The sequence below is a fragment of the Aquimarina sp. AD1 genome (genome assembly GCF_003443695.1).
Lineage (GTDB): Bacteria > Bacteroidota > Bacteroidia > Flavobacteriales > Flavobacteriaceae > Aquimarina > Aquimarina latercula.
Map to the genome: position 1 here is coordinate 1230526 of NZ_CP031966.1, position 19759 is coordinate 1250284.

The following is a 19759-nucleotide window of genomic DNA, read 5'->3' on the forward strand; positions in this document are numbered from 1 at the left end:
CAATTCAATGTACCAAAAGCTTTTATTGCTGTTATTATGCGTTATATGTTATTCTTGTAATAAAACTTCACTTACTAATGAACGTTTTTTTATTCCGAAAGGAGTTGAAAATACGGGTGTCGTAAATAAATATTATAGAAATTTATATTTAAAAGATCAACAAAACGTAAGAACATATATTGACTACTCTGTAACCAAAAAAATTAACGATAGTACCTATAGTCGAGAAATATACGGTCCTTCTTTTAAAATGCAATCTTCTAACCAATTTAATATTCAAGGAAATCACATGATAGAAGTTAGTGCAGAACGTATTTATGGTAAAGATACACTTACAGCTGTATATCCGGAACAAAACAAGAATTTCTACCTCACTTTTGATAAAGACACTGTCCACTATAGGTCAAAACTTGTGAATGAAAAGTCCCGATATGTTGATATGAGCAAAACCATCACTATGGTCAAAGATACTATGATAGCTTCAAAACCTGCTAAAATTATTGCATTGAATATTATAGATACTACCGTATATGGAGAAAACCAAAAAAGCGTTACAAATTTTCACTCTCGTAATATTTACGTTCAGGATTTAGGCCTGTATTCCTCCACATTAACAACGGATGCTTTTAAGATGGAAAGAGTTTTGGTAGAGCAATTATTACCTTCAGAATTTAACGTTCTTTCTAAACACAACATAAAGCGTGTTGGTTATATTGATTTTAATAAAACCATAGATAAAGATAAAGAGTTAGAACTATGTACTGATCAAGAATTCATAGCAGATTATTATAATGGAGGAAATGATAGAGCTGGATTTATTGGTGGAAAAGGAAGTTTAAAAAGATTGATCTTTAGTAAACTAGATATTAACAAGCTAAGGGACCAATCTGGCTACTTGACTTTTAGGTTTGTTATTAATTGTAAAGGAGAAGCTGGTAAATTTACTACAGATCAATCTGCTGATTTCGAATACAATAAAAAACAGTTTCCCGAAGAAACTAGTATGCACCTATATAATATCCTTTCTGAAGTAAAAGAATGGAAACCATGTATTATTAGAAACAAAAAAAGAGATTCTTACTTTTATATAACCTTTATTTTAAACAATGGAAAGATTCAAGATATTTTACCTTAGTGGATTTTGTCTAGCACTATTTATTAGTTCTTGTAGTCAACCACCTAAATTATATAAAAAAGAGTTTTCTGAGACGGTTTCTCAGAAATACGCAAAACAATTTATAGAAGGCTTAAAAGGAGGATATTATCAAGGCACGCCAGAAGAACATTTTCATATCCAAGAAGCTATTATTTTAGACACTACCTTCTCTGATCCTCATAGAGAAATGGGTGCTCCCAGAGTAAAACGTGGTATTAATACTGAGACTATGAAGAAGTATAAAAAAGCCGTGGAGCTGGATCCAGAATCTTGGCAAGGATATAGGGGATATTTATACTTATACTTTTATAGAGATTATGATAATGCAATTAAGGACTTTGATGAACTAGACGCATTAACTCCCAACTTTGTAGATTATCCGCAGTCTGAAAATATTGATTTTATGAGAGGTGTCGCTTATTTGATGAAAAAGGAGTACCCTAAAGCTCAAGAGTATTTTAAAAAATTCTTTGATCATGAATCAAAATCTGGAGATATAAATTATATAGAGAGCAGAGCATTTATGTATTATGGAATTACATATTTTGAAACAGGAGAACTAGAAAAAGCTTTAGGGAAATTTGAGCTAGGTATCCAATATAATAAAAATGCAGATCTAATGTATTGGAAAGCAAAGACTCTTAAAGCTTTAGGAAAAAACTCATTAGAAATAAAAAAAACACTGAATAAGTCAAGGGAACTTTTAGCTCAAGGTTATAATAGCAGAAGGCCATATGTAGAAGAGTTTTATCAAACATATAAAGAAGATATAGAGGAGCTACTAACTAATATCTAGTCCAAAAAAACAATAGTACGATAATACTTTCGAATAATTACCAAATCCCTTATCTAAAAACTGTATAATTTAATTGGTAACCAATCCATTATCTTTTTCCAAAGTAGATACATCTCCTCTGTACCGGATAGATGTGCGGTGGCTACTATTAATATTTATATTGGAAGTCCAGTTTGGATATAATGTTACCATAACTCTATAAGATTCCCTGTTATTCTTAACAGTAAATTTAATTATATGTCTTTGCCGTTTTTCATCTTTTGTAACCTCATATCTATCAGGAACTCCATTAAACACAATACCACCTTCATTACGTGTATACTGACCAGGTAATTGACGCTCTCCATAAAATGGTAAGTCCATAGAAATACTATCTCCATGAAATTTTATATGATTGGGGTTGCCAATTAAACTAATCCCATTAACTGTACTTCCTGGAGGTAACAATCCACTATTAGCTATAACATTCATACTAGATGTAGCTAAAGGATACATCCAGTCCGACTGAATATTAAATGACTTTTTAGCAATCAGTGCTTCTAAAGCTTTACTCTGAGCAGTCGACTCTACAGTTTTTTTTGAACTACTACACCCTATCAAAAAACCTCCTAACATTAACAAAAAAACTACAGCCCTCATAATATACTTATTTGTTTTACAATAAATTAACATCAAAATCTATACCGTAATTTACGAATTTTAAACTACAATTCAACAATAGAATATCCACTAATCCTTTATCCTTTCTTCTATTTTACTTAGAATTGTTTTTGAACTTTTCATGTATTGATCTAGAATAGGTTTTAAATTTCCATACACTAGTACATTATGAATAGCCAATCTGGCTTTGTAAGTATCACTTATATAATAATTATACATTTCGATATTTTCTAATTTACCTTGTAACAGATCACCAATCCAAGGGTGATTATATTTTAAAAAATCCATATTGTCAGTTACATCACTACCTATTCGTATATGTGTTTCCCTTAATAAAGTATCAAAACCATTGTGATTAGCAACTATCATAGTTACGAGACTATCAGTTTCGGATGTGCTTTCGAACTTTTCAAGTAATCTGATACCTTTTTGTTGTAGTTCGAATGGACTGTAATTCAAAACTAACCCCATAGCAGACGGATTCTTTTTATACATTTCGATAGTTACCGTATCGCTTAGAAATTGATCAAAAGTTTGTTTCCTAGCTTCTAATAAATCCAGAACACGACCTACCGTTAATGTGTCTATTTTTAAATCTTCTTGATAGGCTATTTAAATATTATTTAGATTGTTTTTGGTTTTTCTAATTTCATTAGCATTGTTGATACTCACTGCGATTAGTATACCAATTACTACTAAAATAATCTCCCCTACAGCGTATACTAAATATTTTTGTATCCCTTTACCTGTCATTAGATTTTTACGTTGTGCGTTAAACAATTTCATACAAACCAATATACAATAAATTCTACCTTATTAGAAAATAGAAAAAATGCTCCTAAATAAAGGTTAAATAGCGGTATTAAATGTGAGACTACATCACTAAATAAATTACTTTTGCCGGATGCTTTTTAAAAAATATGCGCAATTAGAATTTATTGTCTTAATGGCATCGCTCATGTCTATTGTTGCTTTAGCAATAGATGCGCTATTACCAGCATTAGATATTATAGGTATTAATATTGGTACTACAGAACTATCAGACAATCAACTATTAATTACTATGATATTTTTAGGCCTCGGTATAGGGCCTCTTATTTTTGGGCCAATATCAGACAGCTTAGGAAGAAAACCAATAGTTTATATCGGCTTATTACTATTTGTAATAGCGAGTTTTATGTGTATCAACGCAACTAATTTAGCTGTTATGATAGCGGGTAGGATTTTACAAGGTATAGGACTCTCCGCACCAAGAACAATAGCTATTGCTATGATTAGAGACACTTACAGTGGAGATTATATGGCACGTATTATGTCTTTTATAACAGTAGTTTTTCTCTTAGTACCTATTATTGCACCTGCACTTGGCAAATTTGTACTAGATCATTATAATTGGCAAGCTATTTTTTACATACAACTTATATTTAGTGGTTTTGTATCTATCTGGTTTTGGAAAAGACAAAAAGAAACTTTGGAAGTTTCGAATCGTATAAAATTTACTCCTTCTATATTTAAAGATGGTTTAAGAGAATTAATAAAATACAAGACTACGATCGGATACACTTTAATTTCGGGATTTATTGTCGGTTCTTTTTTGGTATATTTAAGTAGCTCACAACAAATTTTCGAACAACAATATCGACTCAAAGATGAATTTCCATATATATTTGCGTTACTAGCAATCTCAATTGGTACGGCCACTTTTTTAAACGGAACTTTAGTACTAAAGTATGGAATGGAAAAGTTAGTTACTGTTTCACTCTACTCCTTCTTTGGTATTTCTTTACTATATCTTGGTTTGTTTTATGGGAATTCTAATCCCAGCGTACTAGTACTATTAATTTTCTTTGGCTTGCAATTTTTCTCGATTGGATTTTTGTTTGGTAATTTAAGAGCATTAGCAATGGAACCTGTTGGTCATATTGCAGGAATAGCCGCTGCTATTACCGGTTTTTTAAGCACAATAATGGCGGTTCCTATTAGTACTTATATAGGAAAATTTGTAGAGGACACTGCTTTGCCTCTTTTCTTAGGTTTTTCGGTTTGCGCTGCGATTTCTATAGGGATTTTGACATATCTGAAAACTACAAGTAAAAAAAATAAATAATTTTTTAATCAATAGCGTTCATATCATCCATATTCTTTTTTCTAGGTACAGCTAGTTCTCCATCACCAGTGATAGCGAATTTATCTCTTTTGGATCCATACCCAAAATTAGAAGATCGACGATACTTATTTTGAAAATCAGCAAACTTTCTCTTTGACCAGGATTTCTTTTTATTATGATTTTCCATATTCAAAACTTTTATAATTTGTAACCTGATGAATTAAATCCTTTCTAAGTTATATTAATTTTCAGAATTTAGCAGAAATGTTAACATCAAATTATAATTATTTTACTGATTATCATATACTTTACATTGTTTGATATGTTAAAGCTATTGGAATGATTATTGATTATGTATATATTTAAAAATTAACTTCTGATATGAAAACCTACCTAAACTCAATTCTTTTTTTGATTTTTTTAATTCCTTTTGGATATGGTCAATTTACACCACCAGCTGATAAGATGATTAGTGGATCCAATGGCTATATTGGTCATGAAGAAGCATTAATCAATGATTTTATTAAACTTGATTTTGATAAAAAAAATGCTAAAATATCCTTTGATTTTATTTCTGAGGATACCAATGGAACTATTGGAGGTTTAGATTTTAAAATTTCGTTTAATCCCGAAGACCCTGAGAATGCTTATTTTAAAGGAACAGCTCTAGTAAATACCTTAGAAACAGGTAACTTCCTAAGAGATGGTCATTTAATGTGGGAAAAATTCTTCTACAAAAAGAAATACCCTAAAATTAGCTTTGAAAGCTCTGAAGTAGTTCATTTTGGTGACAATAACTATAAAGTGATAGGAAACCTTACTATTAAAGGTATCTCAAAAGAAGTTATTATCAATTTCACCTTAGATATTACCAAAAATTTACTTGGTAAAACTACAATTTACACCAGTGATTATGGAGTAAATATTCATGATGAAAGAGAAAAAAACAAATTAGATGTTGTATTTGATTTCCCTATTTTGAAATAAACTATTTGGTATTTATTTATATGTGAATATTATAAGCTTTAGCAAGTTTTTCTGAAGATTTCAAGAATTCATTATTGACAATATTCATTTCTTTTAGACGAGTGATTTTTATTTTCTCATCTTTTTTTGTGTTCCTTTTACTTAATAACGTATTTATCATTTTTGACTGATTTAGTTTTTGTTTTCCCTGTTGCGAAAATACAAATGATAATACTACTACATAAGGGTATAAATACTGTTTTTAATAGGGTATTTTGCCCCTTATTAACCTTCTAAGGTAAATCAATGGTAAATGAAGAAAAAGAACCGTGACTAGAGAAAGAAAGCGGTATATCTGTAGATCTATCATCTATTTTGATACATGGTATTCCATGAATATCCTTAAGAATAGAAATAGAAGACTTTTTTACTCCCATTATATCAGCTACATAATTCTGTAATACTTTTTTATAAAACAGTGTATTATCATTAAATACTTTAGAAATAAAGTTACTTTGATCTGTGAAAGAAATAGTATAAGCGTACTTGTTATTCTGTTTAGAAACTATTTTGTAACTATGATTATCGATTGTAACCTGCTCATCAGAACAAACAAAATCCCAAGGATTATATTTTCTAGGTATAGAAAAACGGCGTTGATGAGCTTTATAAGTAGCTTCCTTCATACTCCATAATTTCCAGACTAATCCATCAGGGTCTTCAGAATCCCAAATCATGACTTGTTCTGATTCTGTAAAAATCTTTTGCAGCCACCCTTTTCTTCTCCAATTACTTTGGATTCGTGCAAGTTTAAGATCTACAATATCGTCACCTATCATTTTGCAGCTAATTTATCCTCAATTACTTCTATAGATGCCTTTACGGTTAACATTTTATCCATACCGTCATTATCTATTTCGATACCAAACTCATCTTCTACATCAAGTATTATATCTACTAAATTTGCAGAATTAATCTCGAGATCATCAATAAAATTAGTAGCTTCAGAAAGTTGTTGTAACCCTTCCTGATTTTGAACATATGGTTTTATAATAGTTTTTAGTTTAGATAATAATTCTTCTTTTGTCATGAACTTTTTTTGATTACGAATATTTTTTAAAGATAATACAAGCATTTACATCTCCAAATCCGAAACTAGCTTTTACCGCAATATTAATAGGTTTTAATACTGTTTTAGTAGGAACTTTTTCTCTATCAATCAAAGCTTCAATTTCTGGATGTAAATCTTCACAGTTTTTGTTCCCAAAAACAAAACCTTCTTTTAACTGCAGCACTGTAGCTACACTTTCTATACTCCCGGATGCAGCTAGACAATGACCGACCAAACCTTTTAATGAGTTTATATATGGGAAATCTTTTCCTTTTCTATCCAATGCTTCACACCAATTCTCAATTTCTGCAACATCCTTTGTGGTTGCTGTTAAATGTCCATTAATAGCATCTATATCGTTATTTTGAATCCCCGAGTTTATAACCGCTTGACGAATACATTGTTTAACTGCAATGCTATTAGGAGCAGTCATACTTCCGCCATTTCTTTGACCACCACTATTAACGTGTCCACCTAATATTTCTGCATAAATTGTTGCCCCTCTCTTTTTGGCACTTTCTAAGCTTTCTAACACCATAGCTCCCGCTCCACTTCCTGGCACAAAACCACTTGCCGTAGCACTCATCGGTCTTGAAGCCTCTGTAGGATTATCATTAAATTTATGAGGAAGAATTCTCATAGCATCAAAGCCGCCCCAAATATAAGGCCCACTATCACTGGTACTACCTGCTAAAATAATCTCTGCTTTTCCCTCTGTGATTCTATCATAAGCCATAAGAATAGCTTCTGTTCCCGTACTACAAGCTGAAGAATTCGTTGTTGTAATATTACCACAACCAATAATTCCTCCTAAAAAAGCACTAATACCACTAGCCATTGTTTGTATAACAGAAGTACTTCCTAATCTTCTTACATTTCCTTCGTCGACTTTATAGATAGCTTCTCTAAATTTATCAACTCCAAGTATACCTGTTCCAAAAATTACTCCAGCATTCCATAAGGGCTTTTCTTTTTTATCCGTGATTTCTAAACCTGCATTTTTCCAAGCATCTAAACCCGAAATCACACCATATTCTAATCCTGAGGCATTTAATCCTTTTAGCTGGACACTATTAAAGTATTTGTTTAAGTAATCTTTTTTATAATTCGGTTTTCCAGCTATTTGACATGAAAATTTAAGTGATTTCAACTCTTCAATATAATTAATTCCTGAGATACCGCTTTTAATTGACTCATTAAATATTGAAACGTTAATTCCATTTGATGAGACAACACCCAAACCAGTAACTACTACCCTTCTGTTTTTCATAAAATTCTAAAGAATTAATACTAACGAACACTAAATAACCATACCTGCAATTTGCCCTTTAGCAACTAGCTTCTCTTCTTCATTATACATTTCGACTTGACATTTTAATTTATTAAATCTAAAATATTCCTTTTTTGAAATAACAACTACCTTTTCTCCTGGTAGAACAGATTTGTAAAAATCAATACTCGTGCTACTCATAGCTACTTTAACCGGATTGTTATTTATTTGTTCACTAAGGATAAACATTCCTAAACATACTAAACCTATTTGAGCCATAATTTCTGTAAGAATAACTCCTGGTGTTATTGGATTTTCTTTAAAATGACCTTTATAAAAATATTCATCTTGCTTTAAGGTATAATTACCTACTATTTGATGCTCATCTACCTCTAAAATTTCATCAACAAATAAAAAAGGGTCCTGATATGGTAGCTTTTCAATAATCTGTTCTCCTGTCAAAATTACTTTGTTTTTAAAAAGCACATCCGCTAGGCAGTGGTTCTTCTGTTTCTACTTGATTTGCAAAGGTAGTTTCCAATGTTTGTTGACTAAAACCACCTGAAACACTTCCTTTATACACTAATTTCCCATACCCAGTAGTATTCATATGCGCACGGATATAGATTACTTGATCATCACTAATCGCTACAGGGCCTCCAGATCTTGTAAATGGTTGTTCATTTACATGGCTATGTGCTAAAATCCTTCTATATAGCAATGTGCCATCTTCGGATATGATTTCCCACCAATCCGCATATTGATTACATCCTAAATCAGGGCTTTTTATCTCTACGTTAAAGGAATAGTTACTTTCATTACCAGTAACAGACACATTAGTAACTTCTGCATTAGTAATATCTACGTCAATATTGGAGTTATCACCATTATCATTGGCTTTACAAGCAGATACTGTAACCATAATAAAGAGTATATAAGTTAATAGGTTTTTCATGATATTTTTATAGTAAGATTATTATATCTAATTAATTTTGATCACCATTCTAATAATATTCTTTGAGCAGAAAATCCTGGGCCAAAACTTAACATTAATCCGGTTTCTCCTTTTTTGGGTTTGTTATCCATAAAACGTTGCAAAACATATAACACCGTAGCACTACTCATATTTCCATACTCACGTAAAACAGTTTTAGTCTCATCAATATTCTTTCCTAGATCACCAAAAAGATTTTCTACAGTTTGCACAATTTTCTTACCTCCAGGATGAAAAATCAAATGATCTATTTCTTCTATAGATTTTCCATTTTTTGAAAGAAAAGGATGTATTATATCAGGAAAATATTTAGCTATTTTTTCAGGCACCTCTTTATCTAACACCATTTGTAGACCTCCATTAGTCAATTTAAAACCCATCATAGTTGTTGCATCATAAAAATGATACATCTCATCAGCAAGAATATTTGGTCCTTCAGATTGTTTTTCTGAAGAAAGTAAGGCACAAGCTGCTCCATCACCAAAAATAGCAGAACTCACAATATTCACCATACTATAATCATCATGTTGAAAAGTTGCTGTTGGCGATTCTACTGCGATTACCGCAGCTCTTTTTTCTGGATTTGCTTCTAAGAAATTCCTAGCGTATATAATTCCAGAAACTCCTGCTGCACAACCCATTTCAGTAACAGGAAGTCTTACAATATCTTGCCTAAGATCTAATGAATTTATTAAATAGGCATCTAATGACGGAATCATTATTCCTGTACAACTTACTGTAATTATATAGTCTAGTGATTTTGGATCCCAACCAGCTTTATCTAATGCTTTTTTTAGTGCAGATTCTCCAAGTTTTTTTACTTCTCTAATGTAAATATCATTTTTTTCTTCGAAAGAAGTTGCAGTAAAAACTTCCTCAATACTCATAATCCCATAACGCTTATCGACGGCGGCATTCTCAAAAATCTTAAGAACCTTTCGTTTAAAACGATCTTCTTGTCCTGTAAGCCAATGAGATACAAAAGGAAGTATTTCTTTTGTATTCCTTACATATTTTGGCAACTGTTTAGCAACTGTTGTTATTTTTACACTCAATTTTACTCCCTTTTAATTATTGATTATCCAGCGATACCTAAAAGCCCATTTCCAATCTAATTGATACTTTGTAAGTCCTAAATCTTTTGCAAAACTTACTAATTCTTTTCTTTTAAACCCCCTTTTAATAGATACGAGTCCATCATTCTTAGCAATATATCCTTTGATAAAGAAATAACTAAATATTTTAAATAAATAATACGACCAAGTGTTTCTATGGATATCATTAATAATCAAAGATTCTGACACTAACTCTAAACTTTTTTTAAGTACTTTCTTTATTTCTTCATCTGTAAAGTGATGCAATGTCAATGTGCAGATAATTATATCACAAGAAAAATTTTCTTTTGTCAGTGTTAGGATATCGGCATTCTTATAACTAATCTCTGTATATGGTTTACTTAAATTTTCTGCGTGTAACAAACATTTATCATTATTATCAATTCCGATTAATTTTGCTTTAATTCCTCTTTTCCTAAATACATCTGCTAATTGTCGCAGCATTTGACCATCACCACATCCCAAATCTGTAATAATCCATTCAGATTTATTATCCTTACTTTTTATTTTATTTAATACCGATTTGATAGTGATACTATTGCCTCCTAATAGTTTATTTACTCTAGATATATCCCTTAAAGCCACTGCCAAATCTTTTTCATTAACCTGGGGATCATCCATTAATTCTGCTTCATTACTTCTATTCGTAAAGTTTTCTAACATATTAAAGGTTTTCCGTGTGTTTGCTTTATAATTTTCGGAACAATGACCGGGACTAAAGTTGCCACTTTCTGACCTATTTGTTGTATAGTTTCATTTAACAGCATCTTTTGAAGTATACGTCCAGCATATAATCTTTTAGAAAACATTGTTTTCCATTCTTTTGAATAAAGTTCTTCTATCTTTTCTAATGTATATATATTAGATTCATAATTATTAATTAACAGTTCACATAAGATTTTAGCACTCTGTATAGCCATTGCCATGCCATTGCCACATAAAGGGTGGATTAATCCTGCCGCATCACCTAACATAAAAACATGATTTTCGACGGGCTGTTTTCTATCAAAATTAATTTGACTTATAGTAATCGGTTTTTCGAATATTCGTTGAGAGTTTTCAAAAAAATCTTTTAAATAAGGGTTTTTCTTAAGCACATTCTCTTCAAAATGATCTATATCCTTACATCTTTTAAAACTATCATAGTTTACGAGATAACATGCATTTACAGTATTATTCTCTACCATAGATAATCCACAGTAACCTCCATCAAAATTATGTAACGCCACTGTATTAGGATTAAAACTGGACTTATAATGAGCTTTAACTGCTAGCCAAGGAGATTTATTTTTACTAAAATCACGTTCCAACTTTTTATCTAATATGGATCGCTTCCCATAAGCTCCTATAACATAATCACTAGTAATCAATGCATTATTAGCCGTTTTTACAGAAAACCTGTTTTTTTTGTAGCCTACATCTAAAACTTGATCATTTAGTGTTTGTACACCTAAACTTTTTGCTAAATTCCATAAGTAATTATCTAGTGTATATCGACTAATACCAAAACCACCTAAAGGAAGTTTACTTTTTATTATTTTACCTTTTGTTGTGCTTATATTTAATTCTGAAATTTTTACTACTCCTAAATCATCTAATTTTATTCCCAAAAAATCAAAGTATGGCATTATTTCGTTAGAAATATATTCTCCACAAACTTTATGTTTTGGATACTGATCTTTTTCTATAATAAGCACAGGTATTTGATACTTAGCCAAATGTATTGCACTAGTCAAACCAGCCAGACCGCCACCAATAATAACTATGTGCTTATGACTATTCATTTATTGAAGATACATAAATTTTGTGCATAAAAAAATCCCAACTTTTAAGTCGGGATTTATCATTCTCAATTACAAAACCTTACTCTTTTATTTGCGCAACTGCTTGTCTTCTTAATTCTTCATTTGGTGATATAGTAACTTCTACCCTTCTATTTTTGGACTTCCCTTCAGAAGTGTCATTTGGATATTTAGGTTGTGATTCGCCATAATAAGTGACAGTAAATCTCTCTTCATCAACACCTTGTGTTATAAGATAATCTCTAACTGATTGTGCTCTATATTTTGATAGAATAAAATTAGATTCTTCTTTACCAACATTATCGGTATGACCTTCGATTAGAATATTAGAATTAGGGTATTCTTTAAGTATTTCTGCTAATTTATTGATGGTTTCTTTAGAACTTGCATTTAAATCATACTTATTGGTATTAAAATAGACACCGCTTTCTTCATCAAAAACAATATTAATATCTTCTTCTACTCTTTGTACAACGACTGCAGGCATTTCTTCTTCGATCTTTTTTGCTTGTTGATCCATTTGATTTCCTATAATACTCCCTACCGTTGCTCCAACAATACCACCAATGACGGCACCAATTTCACCTTCTTCTCCTATATTCTCTCCAATTACTCCTCCAATAATGGCGCCACCCGCTGCTCCTATAAAACCACCTAATTCGGCGTTTTTCATAGATTTACAACTCATGATAGTGATTAATAATATTCCTAAATATGCTAGTTTTTTTGAGTTTTTGATATTGTGTGATCTCATGTGTAGTAAATTATGTTTGTTGGTTATTAATTCTTTTAATTATTGTTTCTCAAAATTTAGTTTAATTGTAAACTTTTCTCCATCTATGATCATATCATAAGTCCAAGTCATTCTATCATCCTTCAATTCATGGAATTCCATACGATACCCTTTATTATTTATTTCACTTTTCATCTTCTTATTAACCGGTTTTAATAAGATGCTATGCTTTAATCCATTCATTTCTTTTGGAATGGACCATATGAAATTATAAATACCAATTTCTGGGCAAGAGGTCCCTGATAGAGCGTAGCTTCCGGTATTATTATTGGATATGAACTCCCAATTTGTGTCTTCAATACATTTTAAAGGAACACCATTCAATACAGTAACATTATATGTAGCACTACTATTGGTATCAAAACTGGCTTCTTTTAATATCCAAACTCCTTGTATTGAAATCTTAGCTGACCTTGTAAAAGCATCCGAAGCTCCACAACTATATAAAAGTATACATGTCAAAAAAAGGAAAATTGTTCTCAAGGTTTAGGTTTTAAAAAGGTTATCATGTTTTATAGAACAAATATCCTCTTCTTATTACCTTAATACTACATCCTAAATAGTGAAAAAGAGATCACTGTTTTCAGGGTAAAAAAAATGCATGAAAAAATCCCCAAAGAAAACTACATTCCTTTGGGGATTTAATAAATTTTTATACTTTTTTTAATCTATTTTTTTAGCGTCTTCTATCATTTTATCATTTGCTAAAACACCAAATTCTACTCTTCTATTTTTCGCCCTTCCTTCTGCAGTCGAATTATCATACTTAGGTAATGTTTCCCCATGATAATAGGTAGTTAACCTGGTAGTGCTAATACCTTGAGATACTAAATAACTAGTAACTGCATTTGCCCGTTTCTTTGACAATTCCATATTATAAGCATCATCACCAGAACTATCTGTATGACCATCTACAATAATATTAGTGTCAGGATATTCCTTAAAAATATTAATAAGCTTATTCAAGTTCTCCTTGGATTTTGCATTAATATTATACTTATTAGTATCAAAATACACACCACTATTTTCATCAAATATGATATCAATTCCCTCTCCAACTCTAGTTACTTCTGCTCCTGGAATTTCTTCTTCTATTTTTTGAGCTTGTTTATCCATTTGTTTACCAATAACTCCACCGGCAACACCTCCAACAACACCTCCAATAATAGCTCCTAATACAGAATTTTCTTTATTTCCAACATTATTACCTATTACCCCTCCTAGAACTGCTCCAGTAGTCGTACCTATAACAGCACCTTTTTGCGTATTATTTGCATTTTGTACCGCATCACAACTGTTCAAAATAATTAAAGCAGTTAATGCTATTGCTATTTTATTAAAATTTGATCGTATCATTATCTTAAGATTTGATTTATTGTAGTTTATTAAAATTCATGGTGATTACAAAAGGTTTTCCTTCTAGGCTAACTGTTTGAGTCCACGTCATTGTAGTATCATCTAAATGTTTAAGGGTCATGCGATACCCTTTATTATTATTCGTACTTTTCTTCTTCTCATCTATTGGTTTAAAAAGAAAACTATAATCTCCATTTTCTGATGGTTCTGGAATAGTAAATCTAAAGTTACGAGCACCAGTAGAAGTACACTGATTTTCATTTACTGTATATTTACCTGTATTATTATTTGGAATAAATTTCCATATACCACCAGTTAGACATTCTGCCGAAGCATCATTATATAACGTAACCTCAAACACACCAGAACGGTCATAAGATATTTTATCTAAAGACCATTCCCCTTTTAAGGTTTTCTTTGCTGCTATAATCGTTTTCTGGCTTGCAGAACAAGATGCCAGCAAAATAACTGTAAGTACTAATATCAGTTTTTTCATGAGTATTAATTTATGTTTAACTGTAAAATTTAAGCTATGAGTTTATATTCAAATATCATCATATAAACTTATTTTGAATTAAAAATATCATCGGAGCATTTAATAATTTAGATCAAATACACAGATTTTAGATAAAAGTGATGAAGTTTACTTTGGGAAGTCATACGGTTGTGGTTTTTAAAAGTTCAAATCTAATCTACATAAGAGATAAAACGAAACAAAGAATATTATCATATATTAACTATACATTGTTAACAGATTTTAACACTATAAAAAGCCAATTAATATAAAATAAAAAACACTTACTCTTCTTCCTTTGGAACTCTAAATAGTAGAAAAACACCAACAATGAAAAATATTATAAAAAACAATATTGAAAACCTAACACTGCCCGTTAGTTGCGCTACAATACCATAAGAAAACATTCCAATAACTATGCCGATTTTTTCTGCTACATCATAAAAACTAAAGTAAGAAGCAGTATCCACAGCATTTTCCGGTAGTAACTTTGAATATGTAGACCTAGACAAGGCTTGAATACCTCCCATTATAAGACCTACGATAGCAGCTGCAACATAAAACTGAGTTGGTGTTGTAATAGTATATGCATAAATACAAACCGCAATCCAAATACAGTTAATAACTATAAGAGTTTGTATATTACCATATTTAGCCGAAGCTCTTGAAGTTAAAAAAGCACCCGCAATAGCGACTAATTGAATTAAAAGAATACTAATAATAAGTCCTGTTGTCGCATTTTGATCTCCCCAATCTAACTCTTCAATACCAAAATAAGTAGCAATAAGCATAATGGTTTGAACCGCCATACTATAAACAAAAAAGGAAATTAAATACCTTTTTAACCTAATATTATGTTTAAGAGCATTCCATATTAATTTCAATTCTTTAAAACCATTAAACAGAACATCTTTAGATAAAGTTTTCTTTTTATTTCCTTTTGGCAAATAATAATATGAATATTGACTAAAACCAATCCACCATACACCTACCATTAAAAATGATAATCTAGTTGGTAATCCTTCATTCTCAAAACCAAACCAATCATATTTTAATATCATTACTAGGTTTATTATTAAAAGTATTACACTGCCTATATATCCTAAAGAATATCCTTTTGCACTTATGGCATCTTGTTGCTCCGGAAATGCGATATCTGGTAAATACGAATTATAAAATACAATACTCCCCCAAAAACCGATCAACGCTAATAAATAACATAACAAACTGAAAAATAAATTATCTAAAGAAAACCAATATAAACCTATACAGGATAATGCTCCTAAATAGCAAAAGAACTTCAAAAAATTTTTCTTATTACCTATATAATCAGCTATTCCTGAAAGGAAAGGGCTAATAAATGATACAATAAGGAATGCTAAAGCGGTTACATAACTTATCAAAGAATCATTATTAAAATCATATCCCAAAAAAGAAACAGTATCACTAATTATTTCTCCTTGATCATTTCTAATAATAGTTAGTGCTCCCCAAAATATAGGGAAAACAGCAGATGAAATAGTTAAGTTATATACAGAATTTGCCCAATCATAAAAAGCCCAAGCATTTAATAATTTCTTATGTCCTTTAGGTAGTGTGTTTCCCATGTATCAATATTAAAAAAGCTGTTCTGGAATTTTCCGGAACAGCTTCTAAAATAAGTATAATCTTTTTAAGTATTGAGAATTTACAATTATTTAAAGCTAGTAACTCCAAATTTTCTTGCCTCAGCTTTTGCAGCTGGTGCCCAAGCTGTGAGATTAGCTATACGAGTATCATTTGATGGATGTGTACTCATAAACTCTGGTGGTGCTTGTCCTCCACTATTGGCTTTCATTCTTTTCCATAACTCGGCTGCTTCCGAAGGGTCATATCCTGCAATCGCCATTAATGTCAATCCAATTTTATCAGCTTCTGTTTCATGACTTCTACTAAATGGTAACATAACTCCGAATTGACTACCTAAACCAAATGCTGTTCCAACTATCTGTTGTGTTTGCTCCTTTTGTCCACTAACAGCTACTGCTGTCGCTACACCTGCTACTTGTTGTAATTGTCCAGCACTCATACGCTGTTGTCCATGATTTGCAATTGCATGAACTACCTCGTGTCCCATAATAGCAGCTATTCCCGTTTCAGTTTTGGCAATCGGTAAAATACCCGTGTAAAATGCTATTTTTCCACCAGGCATAGCCCAAGCGTTAACAGATTTATCATCTATTAGGTTATATTCCCATTTATAATCACTCAAATAACCTTGATGACCATTTGCATTAAGCCATCTTTCTGCCGCTGTAGCTATCTTTTGACCAACACGTTTAACCATTTCTGCTTCTGATGTGCCCTTTAGTACTTTACTTTCCTTCAATACCTGATCATATTGGGCAAAAGCTGCTGGTAAAATCTGAGAATTAGGCACTAACGCCAATGTTTGCTTACCAGTAAAAGGGTTGGTAGCACACGATAGAAAAAGAAACACAGATCCTAATGCAACTACTATTTTTTTATTTTTCATAATATTTACGGATAGATATAATTTACGTAATATAAAATTACAAAATTCAACACATCCATTTTAATAAAAAACGATCTATTTATTCACTATAGTCTATGTAAAGCTTTTATAATCGACAAACTGCATTATTTAGATACAATATGAAGCTCTGTAAAGTTTTTTGGAACAACTACGGTATTATTTTTAGCATCATAGTTAAGATCACCTAAGGATACCACTACATTATCAATTTCAATTTTTCCTATAACAAAAGGTAATCCTATAAATTCTATTTTCATTGCTTCATACTCCGTGATGAATGTACCATTTTTATGCTGCTGTATAATAATTTCATTTTCCTTTCCAGTAAAAGCAAAACTCCGCAAACTAAATCGCCCTTTAGCATAATCATAACCATCTTGAGCGTCCTCATATACCTTAGAGACTTCTTTATTACCCAATTTATAATAAACTTCTAGCTTTAATTCTTCAATTTTTTTCTCACCTACATATTGCTGAATAGGGTATTTAGGAATAACCGCTCCTTCTTTTACAAATAACGGAATCGTGTCTAAATCTGCGTCTACCCATTGTTCCATTCCTCCTTTCACATATTCACGTGTCCAGTAATTATACCAATTACCTCGAGGTATATATAATCTTCTTCCTTTGGCATTAGGTTCTTGAACAGGACATACTAAAATTTGATTTCCAAAAACAAATTCATCGGTTCTATAATGTGTTTGTGGATCCAATTGATCATATAGGACCAATGATTTTAACATTGGTATTCCTTCTTCTGCATATTCCCAAAACATGGTGTATAAATATGGTAGCAATTGGTAGCGCAATTCTACATATTTTCGTGTTACATCAATTACCTCTTCACCAAAGGTCCAAGGTTCTTGATTACCGTGATCTCCTGATGAATGAGTTCTGCAAAAAGGATGAAAAACACCTAACTGTATCCATCGAGCATAAAGTTCTCCTGTAGGATGTTCTGCAAATCCTCCGATATCACTTCCTGTAAAAGACATACCACTCATACTCATACGTTGAGCCTGAATATTTGCTATCCAAAGATGCTCCCAAGTGGCTACATTGTCACCAGTCCAAGAAGAAGTATATCGTTGTGCTCCTGAATATGCTGATCTTGTAATTACAAATGGTCTTTTTGGATAAGCAAATCGTTTTATCCCTTCATAAGTCGCACGCGCCATTTGCGTACCATAAATATTGTGTGCTTTTCTGTGACTACAAGGATTCCCATCATAATTATGACGTACATCATCAGGGAATGTTTTTCCAGGAACCTCCATTACTGCTGGTTCATTCATATCATTCCAAACCCCTTTTACACCAATTTCATCAATAAGCTCTTTAAATAATCCTGCCCACCATTCTCTAACTTCAGGATTTGTAAAATCAGGAAAGAAACATTCTCCCGGCCATACTTTTCCTCTCATATAAGGTCCATCGGCGCGTTTACAGAAATAATCGTTTTCCATTGCCTCCTGATATACAGAATACTGATCATCAATCTTAATTCCTGGATCAATAATTACAATAGTTTTATACCCATCTTCTGCTAATTCCTCTACCATTCGTTTTGGATCTGGGAAATACTCCTTATTCCAAGTAAAACATCTAAATCCATCCATATAATCTATATCTAAATATATAGCATCACAAGGTATTCTTAAGTCTCTAAATTTCGTAGTAATTTCCTTTACTTTACTTTCTGGATAATAACTCCATTTACATTGATGATATCCCAATGCCCATAAAGGTGGTAATTCGGGTTTACCTGTAAGATCTGTATATCTAGTAACCACATCCTGCATATTAGGTCCATAAAAGAAATAATAATTCATTTCTCCGCCATGCGCCCAAAAACTAGTTACATTACGACGTTCGTTACAAAAATCAAAAAATGTTTTGAAAGAATTGTCAAAGAAAATACCATAAGCTCTTTCTTCATACATTCCAATATAAAACGGAACACTTTTATATAATGGATCTTGATCTTTTCCAAAAGCATATTGATCAGTAGCCCAATTCTCTATACGTTTACCCTTTAAGTTTAAATGCATCGGTTTATCACCCAAGCCATAATAACACTCACCTTGCGGAGCGGATTTACTCATCTTTACGATGTTTCCTCCGTACTCATAACTTTGCTCCCAATGAAATCCCCAATCATCTTTACAAATAACATTTCCTTCTTTATCACTAATGGAAACACTAATATTAGCCTTAGCAATAGAAATTACTATTTTCTTGGTGATGATCTCATATTTATCTTCTAACTCTTTAACCTCTAACTCACTGTATCCTCTTACACCTTTTTCGCTAATTGCATAAGAAAAGTCTTTCTCAAAATTACTGTCCGTTGCGTATCTAAAACGCACTACACTTCCTCTTATAATAGTTACTTGAAGAATTACACCATTCTCTGTAGTGAAATTAATCTTATCTACATTTTGTGAAAAGGAAATGATCTTTCCGGGAAATAAGTTCCCTTTTATCTCTAACTCAGTATTAGTAATCATAGTTGGTTGGTTTCTTTTCTTATACTATTGTGTTATGTAAAAAAACGATATCTATTGCAATAAATGAACTCTT

General features: G+C 31.5%; 24 protein-coding genes. 4 read left to right on the plus strand and 20 right to left on the minus strand.

All coding sequences use genetic code 11. The features are described 5' to 3' along the window. Positions 1-7 precede the first annotated feature (7 nt). The gene (locus D1815_RS05520; protein WP_118386255.1) at positions 8-1135 is read left to right on the plus strand and encodes a hypothetical protein; all 1128 of its coding nucleotides are present in this window, start codon (positions 8-10) and stop codon (positions 1133-1135) included. Further along, entirely contained in the window at positions 1107-1952 is an 846-nt protein-coding gene (locus D1815_RS05525; protein WP_118386256.1) for a tetratricopeptide repeat protein, read from the plus strand. Before D1815_RS05520 ends, D1815_RS05525 begins: the two co-directional genes overlap by 29 nt. 69 nt (positions 1953-2021) lie before the next feature. On the opposite strand, the gene D1815_RS05530 is transcribed toward D1815_RS05525, so the two are convergent. The 3 genes from D1815_RS05530 to D1815_RS23565 form a co-directional block, all read right to left on the minus strand. Continuing rightward, positions 2022-2591, minus strand: coding sequence for a DUF4251 domain-containing protein (locus tag D1815_RS05530; protein WP_158594448.1), 570 nt, complete (start codon positions 2589-2591; stop codon positions 2022-2024). 90 nt (positions 2592-2681) lie between these two features. Further along, a complete protein-coding gene (locus D1815_RS05535) occupies positions 2682-3107 on the minus strand; it encodes a hypothetical protein (RefSeq protein ID WP_120650368.1) in 426 nt (141 codons plus the stop codon). 117 nt (positions 3108-3224) lie between these two features. Beyond that, positions 3225-3398 (minus strand): hypothetical protein, encoded by a 174-nt coding sequence (locus D1815_RS23565; protein ID WP_158594447.1) that lies wholly within the window; start codon positions 3396-3398, stop codon positions 3225-3227. Positions 3399-3516: 118 nt separating this feature from the next. Here D1815_RS23565 and D1815_RS05540 point away from each other — a divergent pair, with 118 nt between their 5' ends. Continuing rightward, the gene (locus tag D1815_RS05540; protein ID WP_035084096.1) at positions 3517-4719 is read left to right on the plus strand and encodes a multidrug effflux MFS transporter; all 1203 of its coding nucleotides are present in this window, start codon (positions 3517-3519) and stop codon (positions 4717-4719) included. Between the two features lie 4 nt (positions 4720-4723). On the opposite strand, the gene D1815_RS05545 is transcribed toward D1815_RS05540, so the two are convergent. Next, positions 4724-4906, minus strand: a complete 183-nt coding sequence (locus tag D1815_RS05545) for a hypothetical protein (protein WP_027391415.1) — start codon at positions 4904-4906, stop codon at positions 4724-4726. 194 nt (positions 4907-5100) lie between these two features. On the opposite strand from D1815_RS05545, the gene D1815_RS05550 reads away from it, so the two are divergent. Continuing rightward, positions 5101-5706, plus strand: a complete 606-nt coding sequence (locus D1815_RS05550; protein WP_118386259.1) for a YceI family protein — start codon at positions 5101-5103, stop codon at positions 5704-5706. Positions 5707-5722: 16 nt separating this feature from the next. Here D1815_RS05550 and D1815_RS23570 read toward each other — a convergent pair whose 3' ends face one another. The 16 genes from D1815_RS23570 to D1815_RS05625 form a co-directional block, all read right to left on the minus strand. After that, positions 5723-5866 carry a hypothetical protein gene (locus D1815_RS23570; RefSeq protein ID WP_155839596.1) on the minus strand — a complete coding sequence of 48 codons (144 nt, stop codon included), beginning with the start codon at positions 5864-5866 and terminating at the stop codon, positions 5723-5725. A 112-nt stretch (positions 5867-5978) separates the two neighbouring features. After that, positions 5979-6524 carry a 4'-phosphopantetheinyl transferase superfamily protein gene (locus tag D1815_RS05555; RefSeq protein WP_118386260.1) on the minus strand — a complete coding sequence of 182 codons (546 nt, stop codon included), beginning with the start codon at positions 6522-6524 and terminating at the stop codon, positions 5979-5981. Beyond that, positions 6521-6775 (minus strand): acyl carrier protein, encoded by a 255-nt coding sequence (locus D1815_RS05560; RefSeq protein WP_027391413.1) that lies wholly within the window; start codon positions 6773-6775, stop codon positions 6521-6523. The genes D1815_RS05555 and D1815_RS05560 overlap by 4 nt, the downstream gene beginning before the upstream one ends. Positions 6776-6788: 13 nt before the next feature. Beyond that, on the minus strand, positions 6789-8066 hold the full coding sequence (locus D1815_RS05565) for a beta-ketoacyl synthase (RefSeq protein WP_118386261.1): 1278 nt from the start codon (positions 8064-8066) through the stop codon (positions 6789-6791). Positions 8067-8096: 30 nt separating this feature from the next. Further along, complete coding sequence (locus tag D1815_RS05570; protein WP_118389891.1) at positions 8097-8528, minus strand: 3-hydroxyacyl-ACP dehydratase FabZ family protein; 432 nt, start codon at positions 8526-8528, stop codon at positions 8097-8099. Between the two features lie 13 nt (positions 8529-8541). Beyond that, complete coding sequence (locus D1815_RS05575; RefSeq protein WP_118386262.1) at positions 8542-9021, minus strand: hypothetical protein; 480 nt, start codon at positions 9019-9021, stop codon at positions 8542-8544. A 41-nt stretch (positions 9022-9062) separates the two neighbouring features. Further along, positions 9063-10115 carry a type III polyketide synthase gene (locus D1815_RS05580; protein WP_118386263.1) on the minus strand — a complete coding sequence of 351 codons (1053 nt, stop codon included), beginning with the start codon at positions 10113-10115 and terminating at the stop codon, positions 9063-9065. Between the two features lie 12 nt (positions 10116-10127). Continuing rightward, positions 10128-10838: a methyltransferase domain-containing protein gene (locus D1815_RS05585; protein ID WP_027391408.1), complete on the minus strand. Its 711-nt coding sequence runs from the start codon at positions 10836-10838 to the stop codon at positions 10128-10130. Then, positions 10832-11959, minus strand: coding sequence for an NAD(P)/FAD-dependent oxidoreductase (locus D1815_RS05590; protein WP_118386264.1), 1128 nt, complete (start codon positions 11957-11959; stop codon positions 10832-10834). The genes D1815_RS05585 and D1815_RS05590 overlap by 7 nt, the downstream gene beginning before the upstream one ends. A gap of 79 nt (positions 11960-12038) precedes the next feature. Beyond that, positions 12039-12731 (minus strand): OmpA family protein, encoded by a 693-nt coding sequence (locus D1815_RS05595; protein ID WP_027391406.1) that lies wholly within the window; start codon positions 12729-12731, stop codon positions 12039-12041. Positions 12732-12770: 39 nt separating this feature from the next. Beyond that, positions 12771-13232 carry a lipocalin gene (locus D1815_RS05600; protein ID WP_158594446.1) on the minus strand — a complete coding sequence of 154 codons (462 nt, stop codon included), beginning with the start codon at positions 13230-13232 and terminating at the stop codon, positions 12771-12773. Between the two features lie 201 nt (positions 13233-13433). Next, a complete protein-coding gene (locus tag D1815_RS05605) occupies positions 13434-14123 on the minus strand; it encodes an OmpA family protein (protein ID WP_027391404.1) in 690 nt (229 codons plus the stop codon). A gap of 19 nt (positions 14124-14142) precedes the next feature. Beyond that, on the minus strand, positions 14143-14622 hold the full coding sequence (locus D1815_RS05610) for a lipocalin family protein (RefSeq protein WP_027391403.1): 480 nt from the start codon (positions 14620-14622) through the stop codon (positions 14143-14145). A gap of 302 nt (positions 14623-14924) precedes the next feature. Next, positions 14925-16247 (minus strand): MFS transporter, encoded by a 1323-nt coding sequence (locus tag D1815_RS05615; RefSeq protein WP_027391402.1) that lies wholly within the window; start codon positions 16245-16247, stop codon positions 14925-14927. 86 nt (positions 16248-16333) lie between these two features. Further along, positions 16334-17155 (minus strand): M48 family metallopeptidase, encoded by an 822-nt coding sequence (locus D1815_RS05620; protein ID WP_027391401.1) that lies wholly within the window; start codon positions 17153-17155, stop codon positions 16334-16336. Positions 17156-17280: 125 nt separating this feature from the next. Further along, complete coding sequence (locus D1815_RS05625; protein ID WP_118386266.1) at positions 17281-19686, minus strand: glycoside hydrolase family 31 protein; 2406 nt, start codon at positions 19684-19686, stop codon at positions 17281-17283. Positions 19687-19759: the final 73 nt, after the last annotated feature.

What these genes read in the sequence shown, in the direction of transcription:
- D1815_RS05520 (WP_118386255.1), top strand. Translation starts at nt 8, where the DNA reads ATGTACCAAAAGCTTTTATTGCTGTTATTATGCGTTATATGTTATTCT.
- D1815_RS05525 (WP_118386256.1), top strand. Translation starts at nt 1,107, where the DNA reads ATGGAAAGATTCAAGATATTTTACCTTAGTGGATTTTGTCTAGCACTA.
- D1815_RS05530 (WP_158594448.1), bottom strand. Translation starts at nt 2,591, where the DNA reads ATGAGGGCTGTAGTTTTTTTGTTAATGTTAGGAGGTTTTTTGATAGGG.
- D1815_RS05535 (WP_120650368.1), bottom strand. Translation starts at nt 3,107, where the DNA reads ATGTATAAAAAGAATCCGTCTGCTATGGGGTTAGTTTTGAATTACAGT.
- D1815_RS23565 (WP_158594447.1), bottom strand. Translation starts at nt 3,398, where the DNA reads ATGAAATTGTTTAACGCACAACGTAAAAATCTAATGACAGGTAAAGGG.
- D1815_RS05540 (WP_035084096.1), top strand. Translation starts at nt 3,517, where the DNA reads ATGCTTTTTAAAAAATATGCGCAATTAGAATTTATTGTCTTAATGGCA.
- D1815_RS05545 (WP_027391415.1), bottom strand. Translation starts at nt 4,906, where the DNA reads ATGGAAAATCATAATAAAAAGAAATCCTGGTCAAAGAGAAAGTTTGCT.
- D1815_RS05550 (WP_118386259.1), top strand. Translation starts at nt 5,101, where the DNA reads ATGAAAACCTACCTAAACTCAATTCTTTTTTTGATTTTTTTAATTCCT.
- D1815_RS23570 (WP_155839596.1), bottom strand. Translation starts at nt 5,866, where the DNA reads ATGATAAATACGTTATTAAGTAAAAGGAACACAAAAAAAGATGAGAAA.
- D1815_RS05555 (WP_118386260.1), bottom strand. Translation starts at nt 6,524, where the DNA reads ATGATAGGTGACGATATTGTAGATCTTAAACTTGCACGAATCCAAAGT.
- D1815_RS05560 (WP_027391413.1), bottom strand. Translation starts at nt 6,775, where the DNA reads ATGACAAAAGAAGAATTATTATCTAAACTAAAAACTATTATAAAACCA.
- D1815_RS05565 (WP_118386261.1), bottom strand. Translation starts at nt 8,066, where the DNA reads ATGAAAAACAGAAGGGTAGTAGTTACTGGTTTGGGTGTTGTCTCATCA.
- D1815_RS05575 (WP_118386262.1), bottom strand. Translation starts at nt 9,021, where the DNA reads ATGAAAAACCTATTAACTTATATACTCTTTATTATGGTTACAGTATCT.
- D1815_RS05585 (WP_027391408.1), bottom strand. Translation starts at nt 10,838, where the DNA reads ATGTTAGAAAACTTTACGAATAGAAGTAATGAAGCAGAATTAATGGAT.
- D1815_RS05590 (WP_118386264.1), bottom strand. Translation starts at nt 11,959, where the DNA reads ATGAATAGTCATAAGCACATAGTTATTATTGGTGGCGGTCTGGCTGGT.
- D1815_RS05595 (WP_027391406.1), bottom strand. Translation starts at nt 12,731, where the DNA reads ATGAGATCACACAATATCAAAAACTCAAAAAAACTAGCATATTTAGGA.
- D1815_RS05610 (WP_027391403.1), bottom strand. Translation starts at nt 14,622, where the DNA reads ATGAAAAAACTGATATTAGTACTTACAGTTATTTTGCTGGCATCTTGT.
- D1815_RS05615 (WP_027391402.1), bottom strand. Translation starts at nt 16,247, where the DNA reads ATGGGAAACACACTACCTAAAGGACATAAGAAATTATTAAATGCTTGG.
- D1815_RS05620 (WP_027391401.1), bottom strand. Translation starts at nt 17,155, where the DNA reads ATGAAAAATAAAAAAATAGTAGTTGCATTAGGATCTGTGTTTCTTTTT.
- D1815_RS05625 (WP_118386266.1), bottom strand. Translation starts at nt 19,686, where the DNA reads ATGATTACTAATACTGAGTTAGAGATAAAAGGGAACTTATTTCCCGGA.